General features: G+C 70.6%; 16 protein-coding genes. 5 read left to right on the top strand and 11 right to left on the bottom strand.

The window, feature by feature from the left end; all coding sequences use genetic code 11:
- Window positions 1-16 precede the first annotated feature (16 nt).
- Window positions 17-1,423 (bottom strand): adenylosuccinate synthase, encoded by a 1,407-nt coding sequence (locus Z052_RS08395; protein WP_049929598.1) that lies wholly within the window; start codon window positions 1,421-1,423, stop codon window positions 17-19.
- A gap of 304 nt (window positions 1,424-1,727) precedes the next feature.
- Here Z052_RS08395 and Z052_RS08390 point away from each other — a divergent pair, with 304 nt between their 5' ends.
- On the top strand, window positions 1,728-2,033 hold the full coding sequence (locus Z052_RS08390; RefSeq protein WP_049929599.1) for a hypothetical protein: 306 nt from the start codon (window positions 1,728-1,730) through the stop codon (window positions 2,031-2,033).
- 83 nt (window positions 2,034-2,116) lie between these two features.
- On the opposite strand, the gene Z052_RS08385 is transcribed toward Z052_RS08390, so the two are convergent.
- The 4 genes from Z052_RS08385 to Z052_RS08370 all read right to left on the bottom strand — a co-directional run bounded on the left by Z052_RS08385 (window position 2,117) and on the right by Z052_RS08370 (window position 6,984).
- Window positions 2,117-4,393 (bottom strand): hypothetical protein, encoded by a 2,277-nt coding sequence (locus tag Z052_RS08385; RefSeq protein WP_094519791.1) that lies wholly within the window; start codon window positions 4,391-4,393, stop codon window positions 2,117-2,119.
- A 131-nt stretch (window positions 4,394-4,524) separates the two neighbouring features.
- Window positions 4,525-4,998, bottom strand: a complete 474-nt coding sequence (locus Z052_RS08380) for an NUDIX hydrolase (RefSeq protein ID WP_094494699.1) — start codon at window positions 4,996-4,998, stop codon at window positions 4,525-4,527.
- A gap of 81 nt (window positions 4,999-5,079) precedes the next feature.
- Entirely contained in the window at window positions 5,080-6,057 is a 978-nt protein-coding gene (locus tag Z052_RS08375) for a transcription initiation factor IIB family protein (RefSeq protein WP_049929602.1), read from the bottom strand.
- 270 nt (window positions 6,058-6,327) lie between these two features.
- The gene (locus Z052_RS08370) at window positions 6,328-6,984 is read right to left on the bottom strand and encodes a hypothetical protein (protein WP_094494700.1); all 657 of its coding nucleotides are present in this window, start codon (window positions 6,982-6,984) and stop codon (window positions 6,328-6,330) included.
- 119 nt (window positions 6,985-7,103) lie between these two features.
- Between Z052_RS08370 and Z052_RS08365 the strand changes: the two genes are divergently transcribed.
- From Z052_RS08365 to Z052_RS08355, 3 genes are all read left to right on the top strand, one after another.
- Window positions 7,104-8,279 carry a Xaa-Pro peptidase family protein gene (locus tag Z052_RS08365; RefSeq protein ID WP_049929604.1) on the top strand — a complete coding sequence of 392 codons (1,176 nt, stop codon included), beginning with the start codon at window positions 7,104-7,106 and terminating at the stop codon, window positions 8,277-8,279.
- Window positions 8,280-8,363: 84 nt separating this feature from the next.
- Complete coding sequence (locus Z052_RS08360; protein WP_094519804.1) at window positions 8,364-9,548, top strand: MFS transporter; 1,185 nt, start codon at window positions 8,364-8,366, stop codon at window positions 9,546-9,548.
- A gap of 154 nt (window positions 9,549-9,702) precedes the next feature.
- Window positions 9,703-10,815: a hypothetical protein gene (locus Z052_RS08355; protein ID WP_049929606.1), complete on the top strand. Its 1,113-nt coding sequence runs from the start codon at window positions 9,703-9,705 to the stop codon at window positions 10,813-10,815.
- Window positions 10,816-10,887: 72 nt separating this feature from the next.
- Here the strand turns inward: Z052_RS08355 and Z052_RS08350 are convergent, their stop codons facing one another.
- The gene (locus Z052_RS08350) at window positions 10,888-11,124 is read right to left on the bottom strand and encodes a hypothetical protein (protein WP_008442562.1); all 237 of its coding nucleotides are present in this window, start codon (window positions 11,122-11,124) and stop codon (window positions 10,888-10,890) included.
- Window positions 11,125-11,195: 71 nt separating this feature from the next.
- Between Z052_RS08350 and Z052_RS08345 the strand changes: the two genes are divergently transcribed.
- Window positions 11,196-11,582, top strand: a complete 387-nt coding sequence (locus Z052_RS08345) for a hypothetical protein (protein ID WP_049929607.1) — start codon at window positions 11,196-11,198, stop codon at window positions 11,580-11,582.
- A gap of 84 nt (window positions 11,583-11,666) precedes the next feature.
- Here the strand turns inward: Z052_RS08345 and Z052_RS08340 are convergent, their stop codons facing one another.
- From Z052_RS08340 to Z052_RS08320, 5 genes are all read right to left on the bottom strand, one after another.
- Window positions 11,667-12,269: a CDP-alcohol phosphatidyltransferase family protein gene (locus tag Z052_RS08340; protein WP_049929608.1), complete on the bottom strand. Its 603-nt coding sequence runs from the start codon at window positions 12,267-12,269 to the stop codon at window positions 11,667-11,669.
- Window positions 12,270-12,295: 26 nt separating this feature from the next.
- A complete protein-coding gene (locus tag Z052_RS08335; protein ID WP_094519793.1) occupies window positions 12,296-12,853 on the bottom strand; it encodes an adenylate kinase family protein in 558 nt (185 codons plus the stop codon).
- The gene (gene hisC / locus Z052_RS08330; RefSeq protein ID WP_089307673.1) at window positions 12,850-13,944 is read right to left on the bottom strand and encodes a histidinol-phosphate transaminase; all 1,095 of its coding nucleotides are present in this window, start codon (window positions 13,942-13,944) and stop codon (window positions 12,850-12,852) included. The genes Z052_RS08335 and hisC overlap by 4 nt, the downstream gene beginning before the upstream one ends.
- Window positions 13,945-14,027: 83 nt before the next feature.
- A complete protein-coding gene (locus Z052_RS08325; RefSeq protein WP_094519794.1) occupies window positions 14,028-15,473 on the bottom strand; it encodes a GTPase in 1,446 nt (481 codons plus the stop codon).
- A gap of 280 nt (window positions 15,474-15,753) precedes the next feature.
- The gene (locus Z052_RS08320) at window positions 15,754-16,497 is read right to left on the bottom strand and encodes a fumarylacetoacetate hydrolase family protein (protein ID WP_086215868.1); all 744 of its coding nucleotides are present in this window, start codon (window positions 16,495-16,497) and stop codon (window positions 15,754-15,756) included.
- Window positions 16,498-16,528 lie beyond the last annotated feature (31 nt).

Genomic DNA, 16,528 nt, shown 5'->3' with positions numbered 1-16,528 from the left:
GTAGACGGGCGAGTTCCTATTCGTCGAACGGGTTCGTCAGTTCGACCGTCTCCTCGCGGTCGGGGCCGACGCCGACGGCGTAGACCGGCGTGTCGATCTCGTCGGCGACGAACTCCAGGTAGTCGCGGGCCGCCTCGGGGAGCGCGTCGTAGCCCGCCTCGGCGACCGCCGAGGAGTCGAACGGCGCCCACGTGTCGAGCGTCTCGTATACCGGCTCGCAGCGCTCCCACCGGTCGGTCGTGGTGGGGACGGTGTCGAGCGTCTCTCCGTCGAGCTCGTAGCCGGTACACACCTTCAGCTCGTCGAGCCCGGCGAGCACGTCGACGTGGTTGACCGCGACCCCGGTGAACCCGGAGACGCGCGCGGCGTGACGGAGCATCGGCAGGTCGAGCCAGCCGATCCGGCGTGGGCGGCCGGTGACCGTGCCGAACTCGCCGCCCTTCTCGCGGATCTCGTCGGCGAGCGCCTCCTCGTCGGCGTCGCCGTCGAGTTCGGTCGGGAGCGGCCCCTCGCCGACGCGCGAGAGGTACGCCTTCACGATGCCCACGACCTCGCCGTCGCCGACCGTCGTGACGCCGAGCCCGGAGCCGACGGCCGCGCCGCCCGCGGTCGGGTTCGACGAGGTGACGAACGGGTAGTTCCCGTGGTCGACGTCGATGTGCGTCCCCTGCGCGCCCTCGAAGAGGATCTCGTCGCCCGCCTCGTGACGGCGGTGAAGGTAGTCGGAACAGTTGACGGTCATCCCCTCGTCGGCGAGGCGCTCGCCGATCGCGGCGAACTCCTCGTGGAGGGCGTCGACGTCGAAGGCGGCCGCGCGGTCGTCATCGCTGTCGTCGTCGCCGGACTGCGTCCGGCTGCCAGAGGCGCGTTGCGCCTCGCTGTCGAGGTCGAGCCCGTACACGTCCTCGACGAGCGCGCGCTTCTGCGGGACCGCGTACTCGAGCTTCTCGCGAAGGGTCTCGGGGTCGAGCAGGTCCGCGACCCGGATCCCGCGGCGGCCGGCCTTATCCTCGTAGGTGGGGCCGATACCGCGACCGGTCGTGCCGACCGCGTCGCCGGCGTCGTCGTCGGCTTTTACCTCCTCCTCGATCCCGTCCAGCACGCGGTGGTACGGCATGATCACGTGCGCCCGGCGGGCGACGCGCACGTCGGGGTCGAGCCCCTGCTCGCGCAGGTTGTCGATCTCGGCGAACAGCGTCTTCGGGTTGACGACGCAGCCGTTGCCGAGGATACCGACGGTCCCCCGGACCGCGCCGCTGGGAACCAACGAGAGTTTGTACTCCGCGCCGCCTTCGACGACGGTGTGGCCGGCGTTGTCGCCGCCCTGATAACGGACTACGACGTCCGCGTCCCCTCCCCACCGGTCGACGAGCGCGCCTTTGCCCTCGTCGCCGAGTTGGGAGCCGACGATGGTGAGTGTCATACGACCTGCCGATTCCCGGCGGGGGGTAAAACCGATTACGGTCTGTGACTGCGACATAACCACGAATGAGGATCACTGAATAAACGGCTCACAGGAAATAGGCTCGTTCGTGTATCTTCGCAGTTTCCGGACCTGTACTCACTCTCGCGGTCTCCGTCGCGATCGGGCGCGCCGCGTCCGAGCCGCGCGCTGCGCCGCAATCGAACACGTTAATTACTGCCACGTCAAAGAGTGCGATCTGACAGGGTGACCGCGGTCGCCGACAGCAACTTTTAAACGGGGGCATGACAAGTTAACATGTGCCATGATAGATCGACTAGAGAAAGAGGTAGACATGCTGGAACGTCACCTCCAAGTCCTGCGGATGGTCATCGAGAACGAGCCGATCGGCATCGTGAAGATGTCGAACGAGACTGGGTACCCGCACCACAAGGTCCGATACTCGCTGCGCGTCCTCGAAGAGGAGAACCTCATCGAGCCGTCCAGCCAGGGAGCGATCACCACGGAGCGGACCCACGAGTTCGTCGACGAACTCGACGAGAAGCTCGACGAGACCGTTGATAAGCTGGGGTCGATGCGGATCGACGACGCCGCGGAACTCCAGAACTGACTGCGATTCCGATTTGGCCCGCCGACGTAGGTGCCGCGTTTTCTCTCTCAGCCCGCGCTCGCGAGCCGCGGCGGTCGGACCGACTACAGGTCCGGGACCGTCATGTGGAACCCGCCGTCGCGCGCCTCGACGAGGCACAGGTGGAACCCCTGCTTGCGCGAGAGCTTCACGAAGCTCGCCCGCTTGGACCGGCTGAACAGGCCGCCGCCGACCGCATCGCTCGCGGTCTCTAAGGCCCCGGGCTCGAAGAAGCTCTCAGTCACCGCGAACGCCCCGGCGAACGTCTCGTTGGAGGCGGCGATGTCGCGCCCGTTCTCGACGAGCGACTCCAGCGTCCCCTCGGGCGTCGGGTCCCGGCTGTCGTTCAGGTCGGCGACGAACAGCGGGTGCCCCATGCGATCGCGCAACACGAGGTCGAACGACCGCTGCTCGCGGACCTCCTCGCCGCCCTCGCGGAGTTCGACCGACACTGCCCCGCCGATCTCGGCGCGGTCGATGTCCGGGAGCGCGTCGTAGAGGTCCCGAAGCGTCCCCTCGTTCCCGGTACCGCGGACCTCGAACGGGAGGTCCTCGACGAGCCAGCGGGTGAAGCCGTACTCGATGGTGTCCCCGAGGAACTCCTCGAACGGCCGCCCGTCGACGGCGAGGCCCTCTGTCTCGAAGCTGGTGTGGTGTTCGACCCGGAGGTTCTCGCGGAGGGCCTCGCGGTCGACGCTCCCGTTGTGGGCGTCCGCCAGCGTCGCGCCCTCCTTCGATTCGTACCTGATGAACAGGTTCGTTCCGCTGCGCGCCTTCGCGGGGGTGAGCGTCCGCTCGGCGTCCGGGAGCCGGTCCTTCGCCTCGGAGAGCTCGCGGCGGAGCCGGTCGCGCTCCTCCCGGAGGTCGCCGACCTCGGACTCGAGCCGCTCGACCTCGTCGACCAACTCGTCGCGTTCGGTCGCGATCTCGTCGCGCTCGGCCGCTAGCCGGTCGCGTTCGTCGGCCAGCGACTGGCGCTTCGTCTCCGTCTCCTCGAGGGCCGCCTCGAGCTTCCGAAGCCGCTCCGGGCTCGCGTCGCCCGTCGCGTCGCGGGCGTCGCGGGCGTCGCGCTTCGAGACCGCCGACGGCGTCGACGCGGACCGCTCGGTGGAGCGCGGCGACGGCGACCCGCCGTTCGCGTTCGATCCGCTCCGCTCGGCCCGCCCGGGGTCGGCCGCCGAACGAGAACGCTGCGACGGCGGGTCGGGACGCTCGTCGGCCCCGCGGGGTTCGTCGCCAGCCTCCGACGGGTCGAGCGCCGGGATGGACTTCTGCTCCCGCCACTCGGCCTCCTCCGAGAAGACGTCCTCGTCGCTCGACGCGTTCCCGGTGCCCGACGCGCCCTCGGCGTTCGATGCGTCTCCCGCGTCCGGCGTTCCCCGGGTGTCCCGCGAAGCACCGTCTCCGGTCGCTTCGGTCGGTGGCCGGCGCTCGCGGTCCGCCACCCCCGCCGCCTCGACGTCCGTCTCCGCGGCGTCCATCTCCGCGGCGTCGGCGGCTCCTATCTGTACCGCGTCGGGCGACTCTTCGCCCTCCCCCGTCGTCGCTTCACCGCCCGCTTCGGCCGCGTCGGGCCCGTCCGAATCTGAGTCGCGAGCGGCGGTCGTCGGGTCGTCTCGGGGCCGGGCCGCCGAGCCGTCGTCCCGCCCGGTGTTCGGCGCGGGATCAACGGCGTCCGCGGGGGAAGCTTCATCGGCTCCGCCCGGCGCGTCCCTCCCGTCGTCGCCCCTCGAGTCGGGGTCGCTCCCCGCGTCTTCCGTCTCGTCGGTCGTCCCGTCGTCCGTAGCGTCCGCCGTCCCCGCGTCGTCCGGGAGCGGGCGGACGTCGAGATCGACCTCGTACACGGTGTAGATGCCGACCTCGTCCGCGGCGAGTTCGAAGGCGTCGTCCCCCGTCTCCAGCCGGCGCGCGTTGCCGACGTACGCGGCGGCCATCGACTCGCCGCCGGTGTACGCGACGTAGTAGTCGCCGGAGAGGACGTTCTCCGACAGCTCGATGTAGCCGGTGAATCCGCCCTGCGAGAGCTTCCGGTCCGCCTCCTTGAGCGGCGTGTCATTGGTGTAGTACTTCGCCCGCGGCTCGCCGCCGAGCTCCTGCATCGCGAAGAGCACCGGGAGCGCGTCGTCGGGGGCCCGGTAGACGGTCCCCGAGGCCTCCGCGAAGGCGTCGAGCGTCGCGTCGACCACGCCGACGACGCGACCGTCGACGAGGAACACCCACCCGACCCCGTCGGTCGCGGCGCCGGAGAACCCGTCGTCGACGATCCGCCCGAGCCCCGCGAGCCCGTCGGAAAACGAGCGCTCGTCCCACTCGGCGATCGCTTCCCTTCGCTGTGCGTCCATCCTTGCGTTTACGTCGCCAACACCGACTCAAATACCTTCCGGAGCGTGAGACGGCCGTCTGACGCCCCGCTCCGCCGCTCCGACCGGCGGACGGCGGCGGCCCCGAGAGCGCTCTCGACGGCCCGTCCCGCTCACCCCTCGTCGACGGCGGCGATCGCCTCCCGACCGAGGTCGACGACGTCCTCCGGGAGGTCGCTCGCCGCGAGTTCAGACCGGGTGTACCAGCGCCACTGGTCCGGGTCGACCTCGTCGTCGCCGACGGGAGCGATCTCTCGGGAGCCGACGCGGGCGTAGTAGAGGTGATCGACGTGCTGGTGGCCCACCGACCCGTCCTCGTGGACGTTGATGTCGTGGAGCATGAGGTGGGCCGGCTCCGGGAGCCCGCGGGTGTTCGGGCCCGTGATCTGCGACTCGGCGGCGACCAGCTCCGGCGTCAGCCCCGTCTCCTCGCGGACCTCGCGGCGAGCGGCCTCGTGCGGGAGCTCGTCGCGGTCGACGTGGCCGCCGGGCGGCAGCCGGATGCCGAGCCGCTCGTGGTCGTGAAGCGCCGTCGCGCCGTCGTTGACGATGTACGTCGTCGCCGTGAAGTGGCGGGTCGTCTCCATACGTGCGGGTGGCGACGCGTCACCTTCGCGGTTTCGACCCGGACGGAGGGCGACCGACGCGGCGGCGGGCAGAAAAGCGGCTCAGTTCAGCGCGACGGAGTCCTCGGCCTCGAGGAGCTCGTGGTACCGGTTCCGGATGGTGACCTCGCTGATGTTCGCGACCTCGCTGACCTCGCTCTGGGTCACCTTCTCGTTGACCAGCAGCGAGGCGGCGTAGACGGCGGCGGCGGCGAGCCCGACCGGCGACTTGCCGGAGTGGATCCCTTGCTCCTTCGCCGTGTCGAGCAGGCTGCGGGCGCGGCGCTCGGCCTCGTCGGAGAGGCCGAGGTCGGAGGCGAACCGCGGGACGTAGCTCTCGGGGTCGGCGGGCTGGATCTCCAGCTTCAGCTCGCGGACGACGTAGCGGTACGTCCGAGCGATCTCGTCCTTCTCGACGCGGGAGACGCCCGCGATCTCGTCGAGGCTCCGCGGCGTCCCGGCCTGCCGGGCTGCGGCGTACAGCGAGGCCGTCGAGACGCCCTCGATGGAGCGCCCCGGCAGGAGGTCCTCGTCGAGCGCGCGGCGGTAGATGACGCTCGCGGTCTCGCGGACGTTGTCGGGGAGGCCGAGGGCGCTGGCCATGCGGTCGATCTCGCCGAGCGCCTGCTTGAGGTTGCGCTCCTTGGAGTCGCGGGTGCGGAACCGCTCGTTCCACGTCCGCAGCCGCTGCATCTTCTCGCGCTGGCGGCTGGACAGCGACTTACCGTAAGCGTCCTTATCCTGCCAGCCGATGTTCGTCGAGAGCCCCTTGTCGTGCATCATGTTCGTCGTCGGGGCACCGACGCGGGACTTGTTGTCCTTCTCCTTGGAGTCGAACGCGCGCCACTCCGGCCCGCGGTCGATCTCGTCCTCTTCGACGACCAGTCCGCAGTCGACGCAGACGGTCTCGCCGTGTTCCGTGTCCGTCGCTAGCTGACCGCCGCACTCGGGACACCGCAGTTCCTCCTCTTGGCTCTCCGACTCGGTTTCGCGCTCGTCGTCGGCCGTCTCTGTCGTGTACGTTCGAAGGTTCTCGCTCATTGGTTTGGTACGTGGAGGGAACAACGAAACCGAGAGACGGATCTCGGTGTTTTCCTCACCTTCGGGTAAGTGAGCCAAATACTTAAATGTTTGTGTGGTTGGTCCCTCTGAGACACGCCCGAAAACGGAGTGTACAACCCTGTAAGATTCGGTATTCGAGATGCCTCCTGCGAAACCACGTCACGAGCGAAACAGACGGACTCTCCCCGGGATATAGTATATAGGCGTTTCGCGGTGACGGGACGGCGTTCGCGGCGACCGATCCGGCCGTCAGTCCCCGGTCGCGAAGGTCGCGCTCGCACCGACGAGATGGCCGACGACGACGCCCAGTCCGGTCACCAGTAGCACTGTCGCGGCGAAGTCCGGACCGGCGGTGACGCCGGCGGCCTCCGTCACAGGTATCCCGTCCGCGTCGGAGATCGGCACCGTCCCGTCGGTCGCGTGACGCGTCAACGGCACCCGAGAGACCGCCCGCAGCGCGAGCATCGTCGGGAGGTATCCGAGGGTCGCGCCCATGCCGGTCACGGCGCCGGCGAGCAGGTCGTCGACACCGAGGTATCGGACGGCGGCCGCGGCGCCGAGAGCGAAGGTCAGCGGGACCGCGCGGAGCGGCCACAGCGCGGCGTCGGCCTGTATCAGCGGATGCCCGAAGATGACGTGGTTCGACAGCCCGGGTCCCGTCCGGACCCGGACCCAGTGGGCGTCGAGGAGGAACCAGATCGACCCCTCGACCGCGGATATCGGGCCGCCGACCATCCACCGGGCGACCTCGGACTCCCCCGGCGAGACGCCGGCGACCGCGAGCCCGATCCAGGTGAGCGCCAGTCCGAGCAGCGCCGCAGCGCTCCCGCAGGCGACGGCGACCGGCAGCCAGCCGGACGGGAGGTGTACGAGCGAGAGGAGGGTAGTTCGTCGGTCCGTCGACATCACGCCCCGGTCGTTCCGGCTTGGCGGGCATATGCTTTGTCGCGGGTCGTCGAGGCCCCTCACCGTCTCGCCGGTTCCGAGAGGACAACCGCTTTGCCCTTCCCCGAACAGGGGCACGTATGAACCGACCGCGGCTCGACGACCGCCTCGCCGACCTCGAGACGGACGGCTACCTGATCGACGCCTCGCAGGAGGACGCCAACCAGCTGTACCTCTCCGGGTTCACCGGGCCCGACCCGTTCCTCACGCTGTACGCCGACGGAGCGGTCCACGTCCTCGTCGGCGGCCTGGAGTACGGGCGGGCGAAGAAGGAGGCGACGGCCGACGGCGTCGAGCGCCACGCCGACTACGACTACGAGTACGGCGGGCGCGAGGCGCGAAACGACATGTACGCCGCGTTCGTCCGCGACAAGGGCGTCGAGTCCGTCTCGATGCCGCCCCGCGGCCCGGTCGGTACCGCCGACGCCCTCCGGGAGCGCGGCGTGGCGGTGACCGTCGACACCGACGACCGGCTCCGGGAAGTCCGGGCGGTCAAGACCGACGACGAGATCGAGGCGATCCGCGAGGCCCAGGCGGCGAACGAGGCGGCGATGCGCGCCGCCGAGGACCTGATCGCCGGCGCGGACGTGGCGACCGAGAGCGACGACGCGGAGACGGGCGTCCTGCTCCGCGACGGCGAGCCGCTCACCAGCGAGCGGGTGACCGAGGAGATCGAGGTCACCCTCCTCCGGCACGGCTGCGCGCTCGACGAGACGATCGTCGCCGGCGGCGCGCAGGCCGCGGACCCCCACGACCGCGGCTCGGGCCCGCTCCGCGCGGACGAGGCGATCATCGTCGACATCTTCCCCCGGTCGAAGGCGACGAAGTACAACGCCGACATGACGCGGACGTTCTGCGTCGGCGAGCCGAACGAGACCCTCCGCGAGTGGTACGAACTCACCGAGCGCGCCCTCGACGCCGCGCTCGACGCGGTCGAGCCGGGCGCGACCGGGGAAGACGTCCACGCCGCCGCCTGCGAGGTGTACGAGGAGGCCGGCGAGCCGACCTTCCGCACCGACCCGGAGACGGAGACCGGGTTCATCCACTCGACGGGGCACGGCATCGGTCTCGACGTCCACGAGTCGCCGCGGCTCGCGAGCGGCGGCGGAGAGCTGGAGCCGGGCCACGTGATCACCGTCGAGCCCGGCCTCTACGACCCCGACGTGGGCGGCGTCCGGATCGAGGACCTCGTCGTCGTCACCGAGGACGGCTACGAGAACCTCACCGACTACCCGATCCGGTTCGCGGCCGAGTAAGCTCTCGGGCGGTCCGGCCGGGGAGGCTCCGGTTCGTCTGACCGCGATCGGAAGCCGCTTTGACCCGTGTCCGGTACGGCGACCGTGAACTGGCGGTACGAACACACGGCGCTCGCGCTCTGTACGCTCGCGTTCACCGGCACCATGGTGGCGCGGCTGGTCGTCAGCCCGCTGGTCCCGGAGATCACGACGCAGTTCGGCGTCACCAACGGCACCGTCGGGCTCGCGCTCAGCGGCATGTGGCTCACCTACGCGCTGGCGCAGTTCCCCTCCGGCGTCTTCGGCGATCGCTACGGCGAGCGCCGCGTCATCCTCACCGCGGTGGGGGCCACCGCGATCGCGTCGGTGCTCCTCGCCGCCTCGCCCTCGATGCTCGCGTTCGGACTGTTCGCGGCCGTTCTCGGCGTCGGGGCGGGGCTCCACTACTCGGTCGCGACGACGTTCCTCACGCGGCAGTTCGACGACACCGGCCGCGCCATCGGCGTCCACGTGGCCGGGGGACCGCTCGCGGGACTCGCCGCGCCGCCGGCGGCCGCGCTCGTCGGATCGCGGTACGGGTGGCGCGCCGGGGTCCTCCTCGGCGCTGCCGTCGCGGTCCCCGTGTTCGCGCTGTTCGCGTGGCGGGTCCGGCCGACCGAACCGCTCCGCCCCGACCAGCCGATGGGCGAGCGGTTCGCGTTCGGTCCGCTCGCCGAGCTGCTCTCGCGGCCCGAGATCCTCTACACGACGGCGCTGGCGACGATGGGCGCGTTCACGTGGCAGGCGACCGCATCCTTCCTGCCGACGTTCCTCGAGGTCGGGACCGGCTTATCGAGCGCGCTGTCGGCGCTTTTGTTCTCGGCGTACTTCCTCGTCCACGGGGGAACACAGCCGGTCACCGGGTCGATATCCGACCGGATCGGCCGCGACGCCACCGCGATGGTGACCATGAGCGCCGGCGTCGTCGGGTACGGGGCCCTCGTCGCGACTGCGACGCTCGACCTGGGGCTGCCGGTCACGGTCGCGGGCGTCGGCCTCGTCGGCCTCGCGATGTCGTGGGGCGCGCCGGTACAGTCGCGGTTCATGGACCTCCTCTCCGACGCCGAGCGCGGCGCCGGGTTCGGGCTGGTCCGGACGGCGTACATGGTCACGGGGGCCTCCGGCAGCGTCGTCGTCGGCGCCGTCTCCGACGCCGCGGGGTGGCCAGTCGCGTTCGGGCTGCTCGCCTGCGTGATGGCGCTCGGGCTGGCCACGCTGTCGGCGAACCGGCTGTTTGGCTTGGGGTACTGACTCGCCGCAGGTATGTCAGCTACATGCCTGTTGTAGAGTTACTACACACAGATTCGGTCGACTGAACCCCGATTCGAACGCCAGCCAGAATATAATATACAAAACAAGTCAGCACGTATTTACGTACGTGTCTGGAGGGTACCGTAGACCACATATGAACAGGCGATACGTTCTCACCAGCGCGGCGGCCGTCTCTCTTCCACTTGCGGGCTGTAGCGGTTCGACCCCCGACGAGTCGGCGCCGCCGAACGGGTCCGAGGAAGCGTCCGACGGGGACGACAACGGCTCGGAGAATCAGACGGAAAGCACCGAAGACGCGGCGCCGACACTGGACGATTTCGACTACCCGGACGGGGCACGTCAGGACGGTGTCGACGGAGCGACGCTGTTCGGCACGCACGAATCGACCCTGGTCGAGGCGGGGTCGTTGACGCACGAGGGGGAGCGCACCGACGTGTTCGACGACAACGAGTTCTCCCAGACGCAGACGAGCAAGTTCGACGACAACGCCGTCTCGCGTGAGGTAACGGAGAACGGGGAGACCGAGCGTGTCTGGTCGCCGGCCGACGAGGACGTGGCGTACGTCAGGATGGAGTCCGGGTTCGAGCAGGCCTACAGGGTGGACGAGCGCGCACCGCCGACGGACGAGGTGACCGGGCTGAGCGAGTTCAGGCGGTACATCTCCGAGGTGGAGTGGGGAGCGGCGACGGAACTGGTCGAGACCGCGGGCGGCTTGGGGGTCGTCTACGAGTCGGTCGGCTACTCGGAGCGACTCAGCTTCGGGGAGATGCGGGAGTTCGACGCGTCGATAACGGTCAGCGAGTCCGGATTCGTGAGCCAGCTGGAGTACGATCAGACGGAGCTCCAGGGCGGCGAAACGATCGCGTTCGACGTTACGGCCGCGATAACCGCGGTCGGCGACACGAGCGTGGACGAGCCCGACTGGGCGGACGCGGCGCGAGAGCAGGGCGTCCGGTTCGACGTCGCGTTCACCGACGACGGCACCGCGTTCCGGGTGGAGATGACGGGCGGCGACGACGTGTCCCGAGACGCACGTATTCGTCTGCGAGACGAACGGGGGAGCGCCAGCAGCAGGCTTTCGGAGCCGCTCTCGGTCGGCGACGTGCTGTTCGTCGGACTCTCCGAGAGCGGCGGCCTCCTGATCGACGAGAGCGAAGCGCCCGCCGAGGCGCGACCGCTGGCCGGGGACCTTCGGCTCACCGTTCGCACGGAGTTCCCGCTTCTGACTCACACGCGGCGGCCGTAGTCCGCCGGACGCCGCTCGCTGTCGGCGTGGTGCGTTTCTAGGAAGAAGCCGGGTCAGGCGTCGAGACGACCCTTACAGCCGGTCGTCTTCGATGCTTCCGGGGTCTTCGGCGGTGTCGAACATGTTGTTCTCGGCGCCGTCGAGCATCTCGTCGCGGGGATCGTCGTCGACGACGCTCACGTTGTACGCCTCGATGCCGGACGCGATGAGGTCCTCGGCGGCCTGCTCCTCGGAAACGAACTCCTCATCGGCCAGCTGCTGAAACTCCGCGTACACGTCGTCCGAGAGGTTCAGCTCGAAAGTGGGCATACCTCCCGTATCGACCGGACGCTTTTAAATTGTTCCCTCGTTTCGCGAGGCGTTCGGAGAGGCTGGTTCCAGTGAGCGACTCTGCCGAGACGATCATCGAAACGTACGACGACGGCCATCGGATCGTCCGCGAGGAGCGTGTCCGCCCTGACGCGTACCACTTCGACGGCCCCGACGGGCGCATCGCGCCGTCCGACCTCCCGCAGGCGGCCCGGCTGTACGCCGATCTGTACGCTATCGCCGGCGGGTTCGACGAGAGACAGACCGGCAGACGGGGTACCCCGCCCTCGGTCGTCCGAGCCGACGAGGAGGTCCGGATGACGTGTCTCGCCGTCAGGCTGTCGGTGGCGTACGCCGCCCGGGCGTTCGACGTCGACGAGTCGATCGTCCGCGACGCCGTCGACGACGTCCACGCGCGGGGGTCGGAACTGCGATCACGGGCGGGCGAGAACGGCTGAGAACCCATCGCCGACGACGATCCGAACATCTGCTCAGGCGCCGCTCTTGGGCAGGACCGGACCGGGGGAGGGAACCGCGAGCGGCTACAGGTCGCTCCACGCGCCGAGGAACCGCTGGACCGCGGTCAGGTGACCGACGACGGCGAACAGCGCGAGCAGCAGGCCGACGACGTTCAGTCCGGCGACGATCGGCGCCGAGTAGACCGCGGCGACGACGCCCACGACGCCCATCAGCGCGAGCCGGTCGGCCCGGCCGAGGAGGCCGCCGTACTCGCGGCCGATCCCGACCGCCTGGATCTGCGTGCCGAGGTACGAGGTGAGCAGGACGCCCGTGACGGCGGCGAAGCCCAGCGCGTACGCCTCCACGCCGGCCGTGAGCCCGCCGATGACAGCCACGTCGGCGTAGCGGTCGAGGACGTGGTCGAGGAAGTCCCCGCCGTCGGAGGCGATCTCCTGGTGGCGCGCGAGGGCGCCGTCCACGAGGTCGAGCCAGCCGTTGAGGAGGACGAGTAGCGCGCCGGCCGCGTACAGCGGCGTCGACCCGGCGGCGAAGGCCGCGGCGGCCCCGACCGCGACGAGGAAGGCGATCACGCTCACCTGGTCGGGCGAGAGGCCGAGCCTGTCGGCCGCGGACACCCACGGGCCGAGCAGCCGGTCGGCCACGGAGCGGTACTGGTCGAGGGTCATCTACCGTCTCGACGCTCGCGGCCGGCTCATATATAATCGATGAAGTCCACGGTGCCGGCGCTCGGCTCGCGCTCCCCCTCGATCGCTGCCCGGACCGCGTCAGCGACCGCCTCGGGGTCGCGGTCGGTGGCGTCCACCTCGTAGACGTTCTCCGCGCCGTGTTCGGCCACCGCCTCCGAGAGGATCACGTCGAGCGCCTCGCTCTCGGCGTTCTCGGCCGCCGTCTCGGCCGTCTCGCCGCGCGCCTCGAGTCGGGACTCGACCGTTTCGGGGTGACAGCGCAACACGACGACGCGGTCGACAGCGAACCGGTGCGCGAGGTGCGAGTCGAGGACCCCGGACCAGCCGCCGAGGTCCTCGCGGACCGCGTCGAGGTCGGCGACGAGCGTGTCGCGCTCGTCGTCGCGCTCGGTCCAGAGGTCGTCGTCGGACTTGATCCGGTCGTTGAGGTGGATCACGTCGTACTCCCCTTCGAGCAGCGCCGTCGCGGTCGTCTTCCCGGTCCCGGGCGTGCCCGTGACGGCGACGCGGTCGGCGCGGTCGCGGTCAGGGGTGGCGTCGGCGTCGTCGGCCCCCGCCGTCACGCCCGAACACCGAGGTCGAGGTCGGCCAGCGTCTCGTTGAGCAGTTCGACCGCCTCGCGGGTCTCCTCGCGGGTCCCCGTCGAGATACGGACGTGCTCGGGGAGCCCGAACGAGGTACAGTCGCGGATGATCACACCGCGCTCTTGAGCCGCCTCCGCGACGCGCTCGCCGTCCCCCACCGCGGCGAGGACGAAGTTCCCCGCGGAGTCGACGGTGGGCGCGTCGAGCTCGTCCGCGATGTACTCGCGGGCCCAGCGGGCGGACTCGATCGACTGCTCGACGTGGTCCTCGTCGTCGAGCGCGGCGAGGGCGGCCCGGCACGCCAGCTCGTTGGCCGCGAACGGCGTGTTGACGCGGGCGTACGCCTCGCCCCACGCCTCGGGGACGACGCTGTACCCGATCCGGAGCCCGGCGAGCCCGTACGCCTTCGAGAAGGTGCGCAGGACCGCCACGTCGTCGCGCTCGTCGGCGAGCGGGATCGCGCTGTCGACGTCCGAGAACTCCCCGTACGCCTCGTCGACGACGACCAGCGTCTCCGGCGCGGTCGCGTCGGCGATCGCCTCGACCTCGTCGAGCGGCATCGTCGAGCCAGAGGGGTTGTGCGGCGAGGTGACGTAGACGATGCGCTCGCCCCCGTAGGCGGACAGCACCGTCTCCGCGTCCTGCGCGAAGCCGTCGGCGGTCGAGAGCTCGTACTCGGTCACCTCGCCGTGGTGGTACCGCGAGGACATCGCGTAGTACGCGAAGCCGGGGCTCGGCACCAACACCTCGTCGCCCGGCTCCAGCGCGGCCCGAGAGAGGTAGTCGATCGAGCCGTCGGCGCCGGGCGAGACCCACACCTGCTCGTCGTCGACGCCCCACTTCTCGGCGATCTTCGCGGTGAGGTCCGTGTGCGAGGACTTCGGGTACTGGTTCACGCGGTCGGCGTGGTCGCGAATGGCCTCAACGGCCGCCGGGCTCGGGCCGTGCGGGTTCTCGTTCGAGGAGAGCTTGATGAGGTCGTCGGGGTCGATCCCGCGCTCGCGGGCGACCTCCTCGACGCCCCGCCCGGGCACGTACGGCGAGTGATCGGAGAGATCCCGTGGTCGCATGCCCGGAGGTCGGGGGCGGTCGGGCTTAAGGGTGGTCTTGACGGACGCCGGTCACGGCGCTCCCGGGTCGGTGTCGGGAGCGCTCACGGGGGCGAACCCGCGCCGCGCAGCCGCCGCTCCGCCTCGGCGACGACGTCGGGCCGTCCCGCCAGGTCGACGGCCATCGTCTCGCCGCCGTACTCGACGCCCGCGACCACCGCTCGGTCGTACGCCCACGAGAGCGCGGCCTGCGCGTCCCCGCCGTTCTGGACCTCGACGGTCGCCGTCGCCGTCGGCAGCGCGTCCGCCACCGCGTCCGCGAGGTCGCCGAGCCCCGACTCGTCCCGGACGCTCACCGGAACCGGCGACCGGAGCGCGTCGGCGACGGGCGCGTCCCGCGGGCCGAGTTCGGCGACGACGGTTTCGTACGCCTCGACGGCGGACGCGAGCCCGTCGGCATCGACCTCGTCGACCTTCGACAGGACGGGGACGACCGGGCCGTCGGTCGCTTCGATCGCCGACAGCGACGCGCTGAGCTTCCGACGGAGGGCCGCGGGGTCGTCGCTCGCGTCCACGACGAGCAGCGCGCAGTCGGCGGCCCGGACCGCGTCGATGGTGGCGCGGAACGAGCGCACCGCCTCGTGCGGCAGCCCGTCGAGGAACCCGACGGTGTCCGTGAGCAGGGTGCGCCGTCCGGCGACGGTCGCGCGACGCGTGGTCGTCGAGAGCGTCTCGAACGGGCGGTCGGCGACCGCGAGCGCACCGGCGTCGTCCGCCGGGTCCCCCGCGGCCGTGTCGGCGCGCGCTGCGGGCCGATCCGAGGCCTCGGCACCGAAATCGGGGTCGTCGACCTCGTCCGCGAGCCGCCGCGCCAGCGTCGACTTCCCGGCGTTGGTGTAGCCCGCGAGGGCGATCAGGTCGAACCCGGCGTCGCGGCGCTCCGCCCTGCGCGCCGCGCGGTCGTCGGCGATCTCGTCGAGCGCGCGCTCGGCCGACTCGATCCGCTTCTCGACGTCGAGGACGCGGCTGTCGCCCTCCGGCCGGAGGCGCACGTCCTCGCTCGCGTCGCGGGCGACCGCCTCCCGGAGTCTCGGCAGCTCGTAGCGGAGCCGCGCCAGCTCCAGCTGTCGGTCGGCGGCCCGCGAGTCGGCGGCGTCGGCGAACAGCTCCAAGGCCAATCGCGGGCGGTCGACGACCGCGGTCCCGGTCGGCAGCAGGTCGCCGAGTGAGAACGTCTGTCCCGGCGACAGGCTGCCGTCGTAGATGACGGCCTCGGCGTCGGCGTCGGCCGCGAGCCGCATCAGCTCCTCCGCCTTCCCGCGCCCGAGGTCGTAGGTCGGGTCCTCGCGCCGTCGCTGGGTGACCTCGCCGACCACCGCGTAGCCGGCCGCAGCGGCCAGCTCGCGGATCTCCGTTGTGTCTGGCGGGTCGTCCTCGGACCGCGCCGCGACTATCGCTCGGGTCGCATCGCTGTGTGCGGCGTCGGTCTCGGTTGTGCTCGGTCCGCTCGATTCGTCGCGTTCGTTCGTCGCGTCGTCGTCTCGTGACATTCGGTCGGGCGCTCGCGTCGGCCCGGAGAGGGGAGCGTCTCCGCTCCGCGTGCGGTCTCGGCGGCGCGTCCGATCGGTCGATCTGATTCGGACCGGTTGTCCCGCGTCCGACGGGGCCGGCCGGCGTCGGATCGCGCCGCGACGGTGCCGTCAAGGTTCGGCGACGAACGAACTGGTCTCCATACCTCCGACTCCGGGGGCTGGCATATAAGCGTTCACCGGAAACGAGGTGTGGTACCGAGCTACAGGAACGGCCGGACAGGTCGGTCGGTCCGGGCGTTCAGGGGACGCGAACGTCGTGTTCGAGCGTGCCGACGCCCTCGATCTCGATCTCCACCGTGTCCCCGTCAGAGAGGGCGCCGACCCCCTCCGGCGTGCCAGTGGCGATGACGTCGCCGGGCTCGAGCGTGAGGTACGTCGTGATCTCCTCGATCAGCGTCGGCACGTCGAAGATCATGTGCTCGCGGTCGCTCGACTGCTTCGTCTCGCCGTTGACGCGGAGCTCGACGCTCGCGTCGGCGGGAACCTCGTCGGGCGTCGCGAGGACCGGGCCGAGCGGCGCGGCGCCGTCGAACGCCTTCCCGCGCACCCAGTTCTGCTCGCGGTTCTGGTCGTCGCGGTTCGACACGTCGTTCATACAGGTGAACCCCGCGACGACCTCCATGGCGTCGGCGGCGTCGACCGCCTTACACTGCTCGCCGATCACGACCGCGAACTCCGCCTCCCAGTCGATCCGGTCTTTGCCGGCCGGGACGGTCACGGTGTCGCCGTGGCTCGCCACCGCGTTCGGCGGCTTGAGGAAGAGCAGCGGGCGGTCGGGCACGTCGTTCCCGAGCTCTTCCGCGTGGTCGGCGTAGTTGCGGCCGATACAGACGATCTTCGAGGGCTCGCTCGGCGCGAGCACGTCGATCGCGGGGTCCGAGAGCGCGTACGCCTCGCCGCCGAAGGCGACCGTGTCGGTCGCCGGGTCGTACTCGCCGTCGCGGATCGATCCGGCCGGATCGCGGAACCGTACGTGGTACATACGAGGCCGAACGGGCGGCCGCCCGAAAAGC

Origin of the sequence: Halorubrum sp. C191 (assembly GCF_002727095.1) — an archaeon.
Taxonomy (GTDB): domain Archaea; phylum Halobacteriota; class Halobacteria; order Halobacteriales; family Haloferacaceae; genus Halorubrum; species Halorubrum ezzemoulense.
This window is presented reverse-complemented; position numbering and strand designations above follow the sequence as displayed.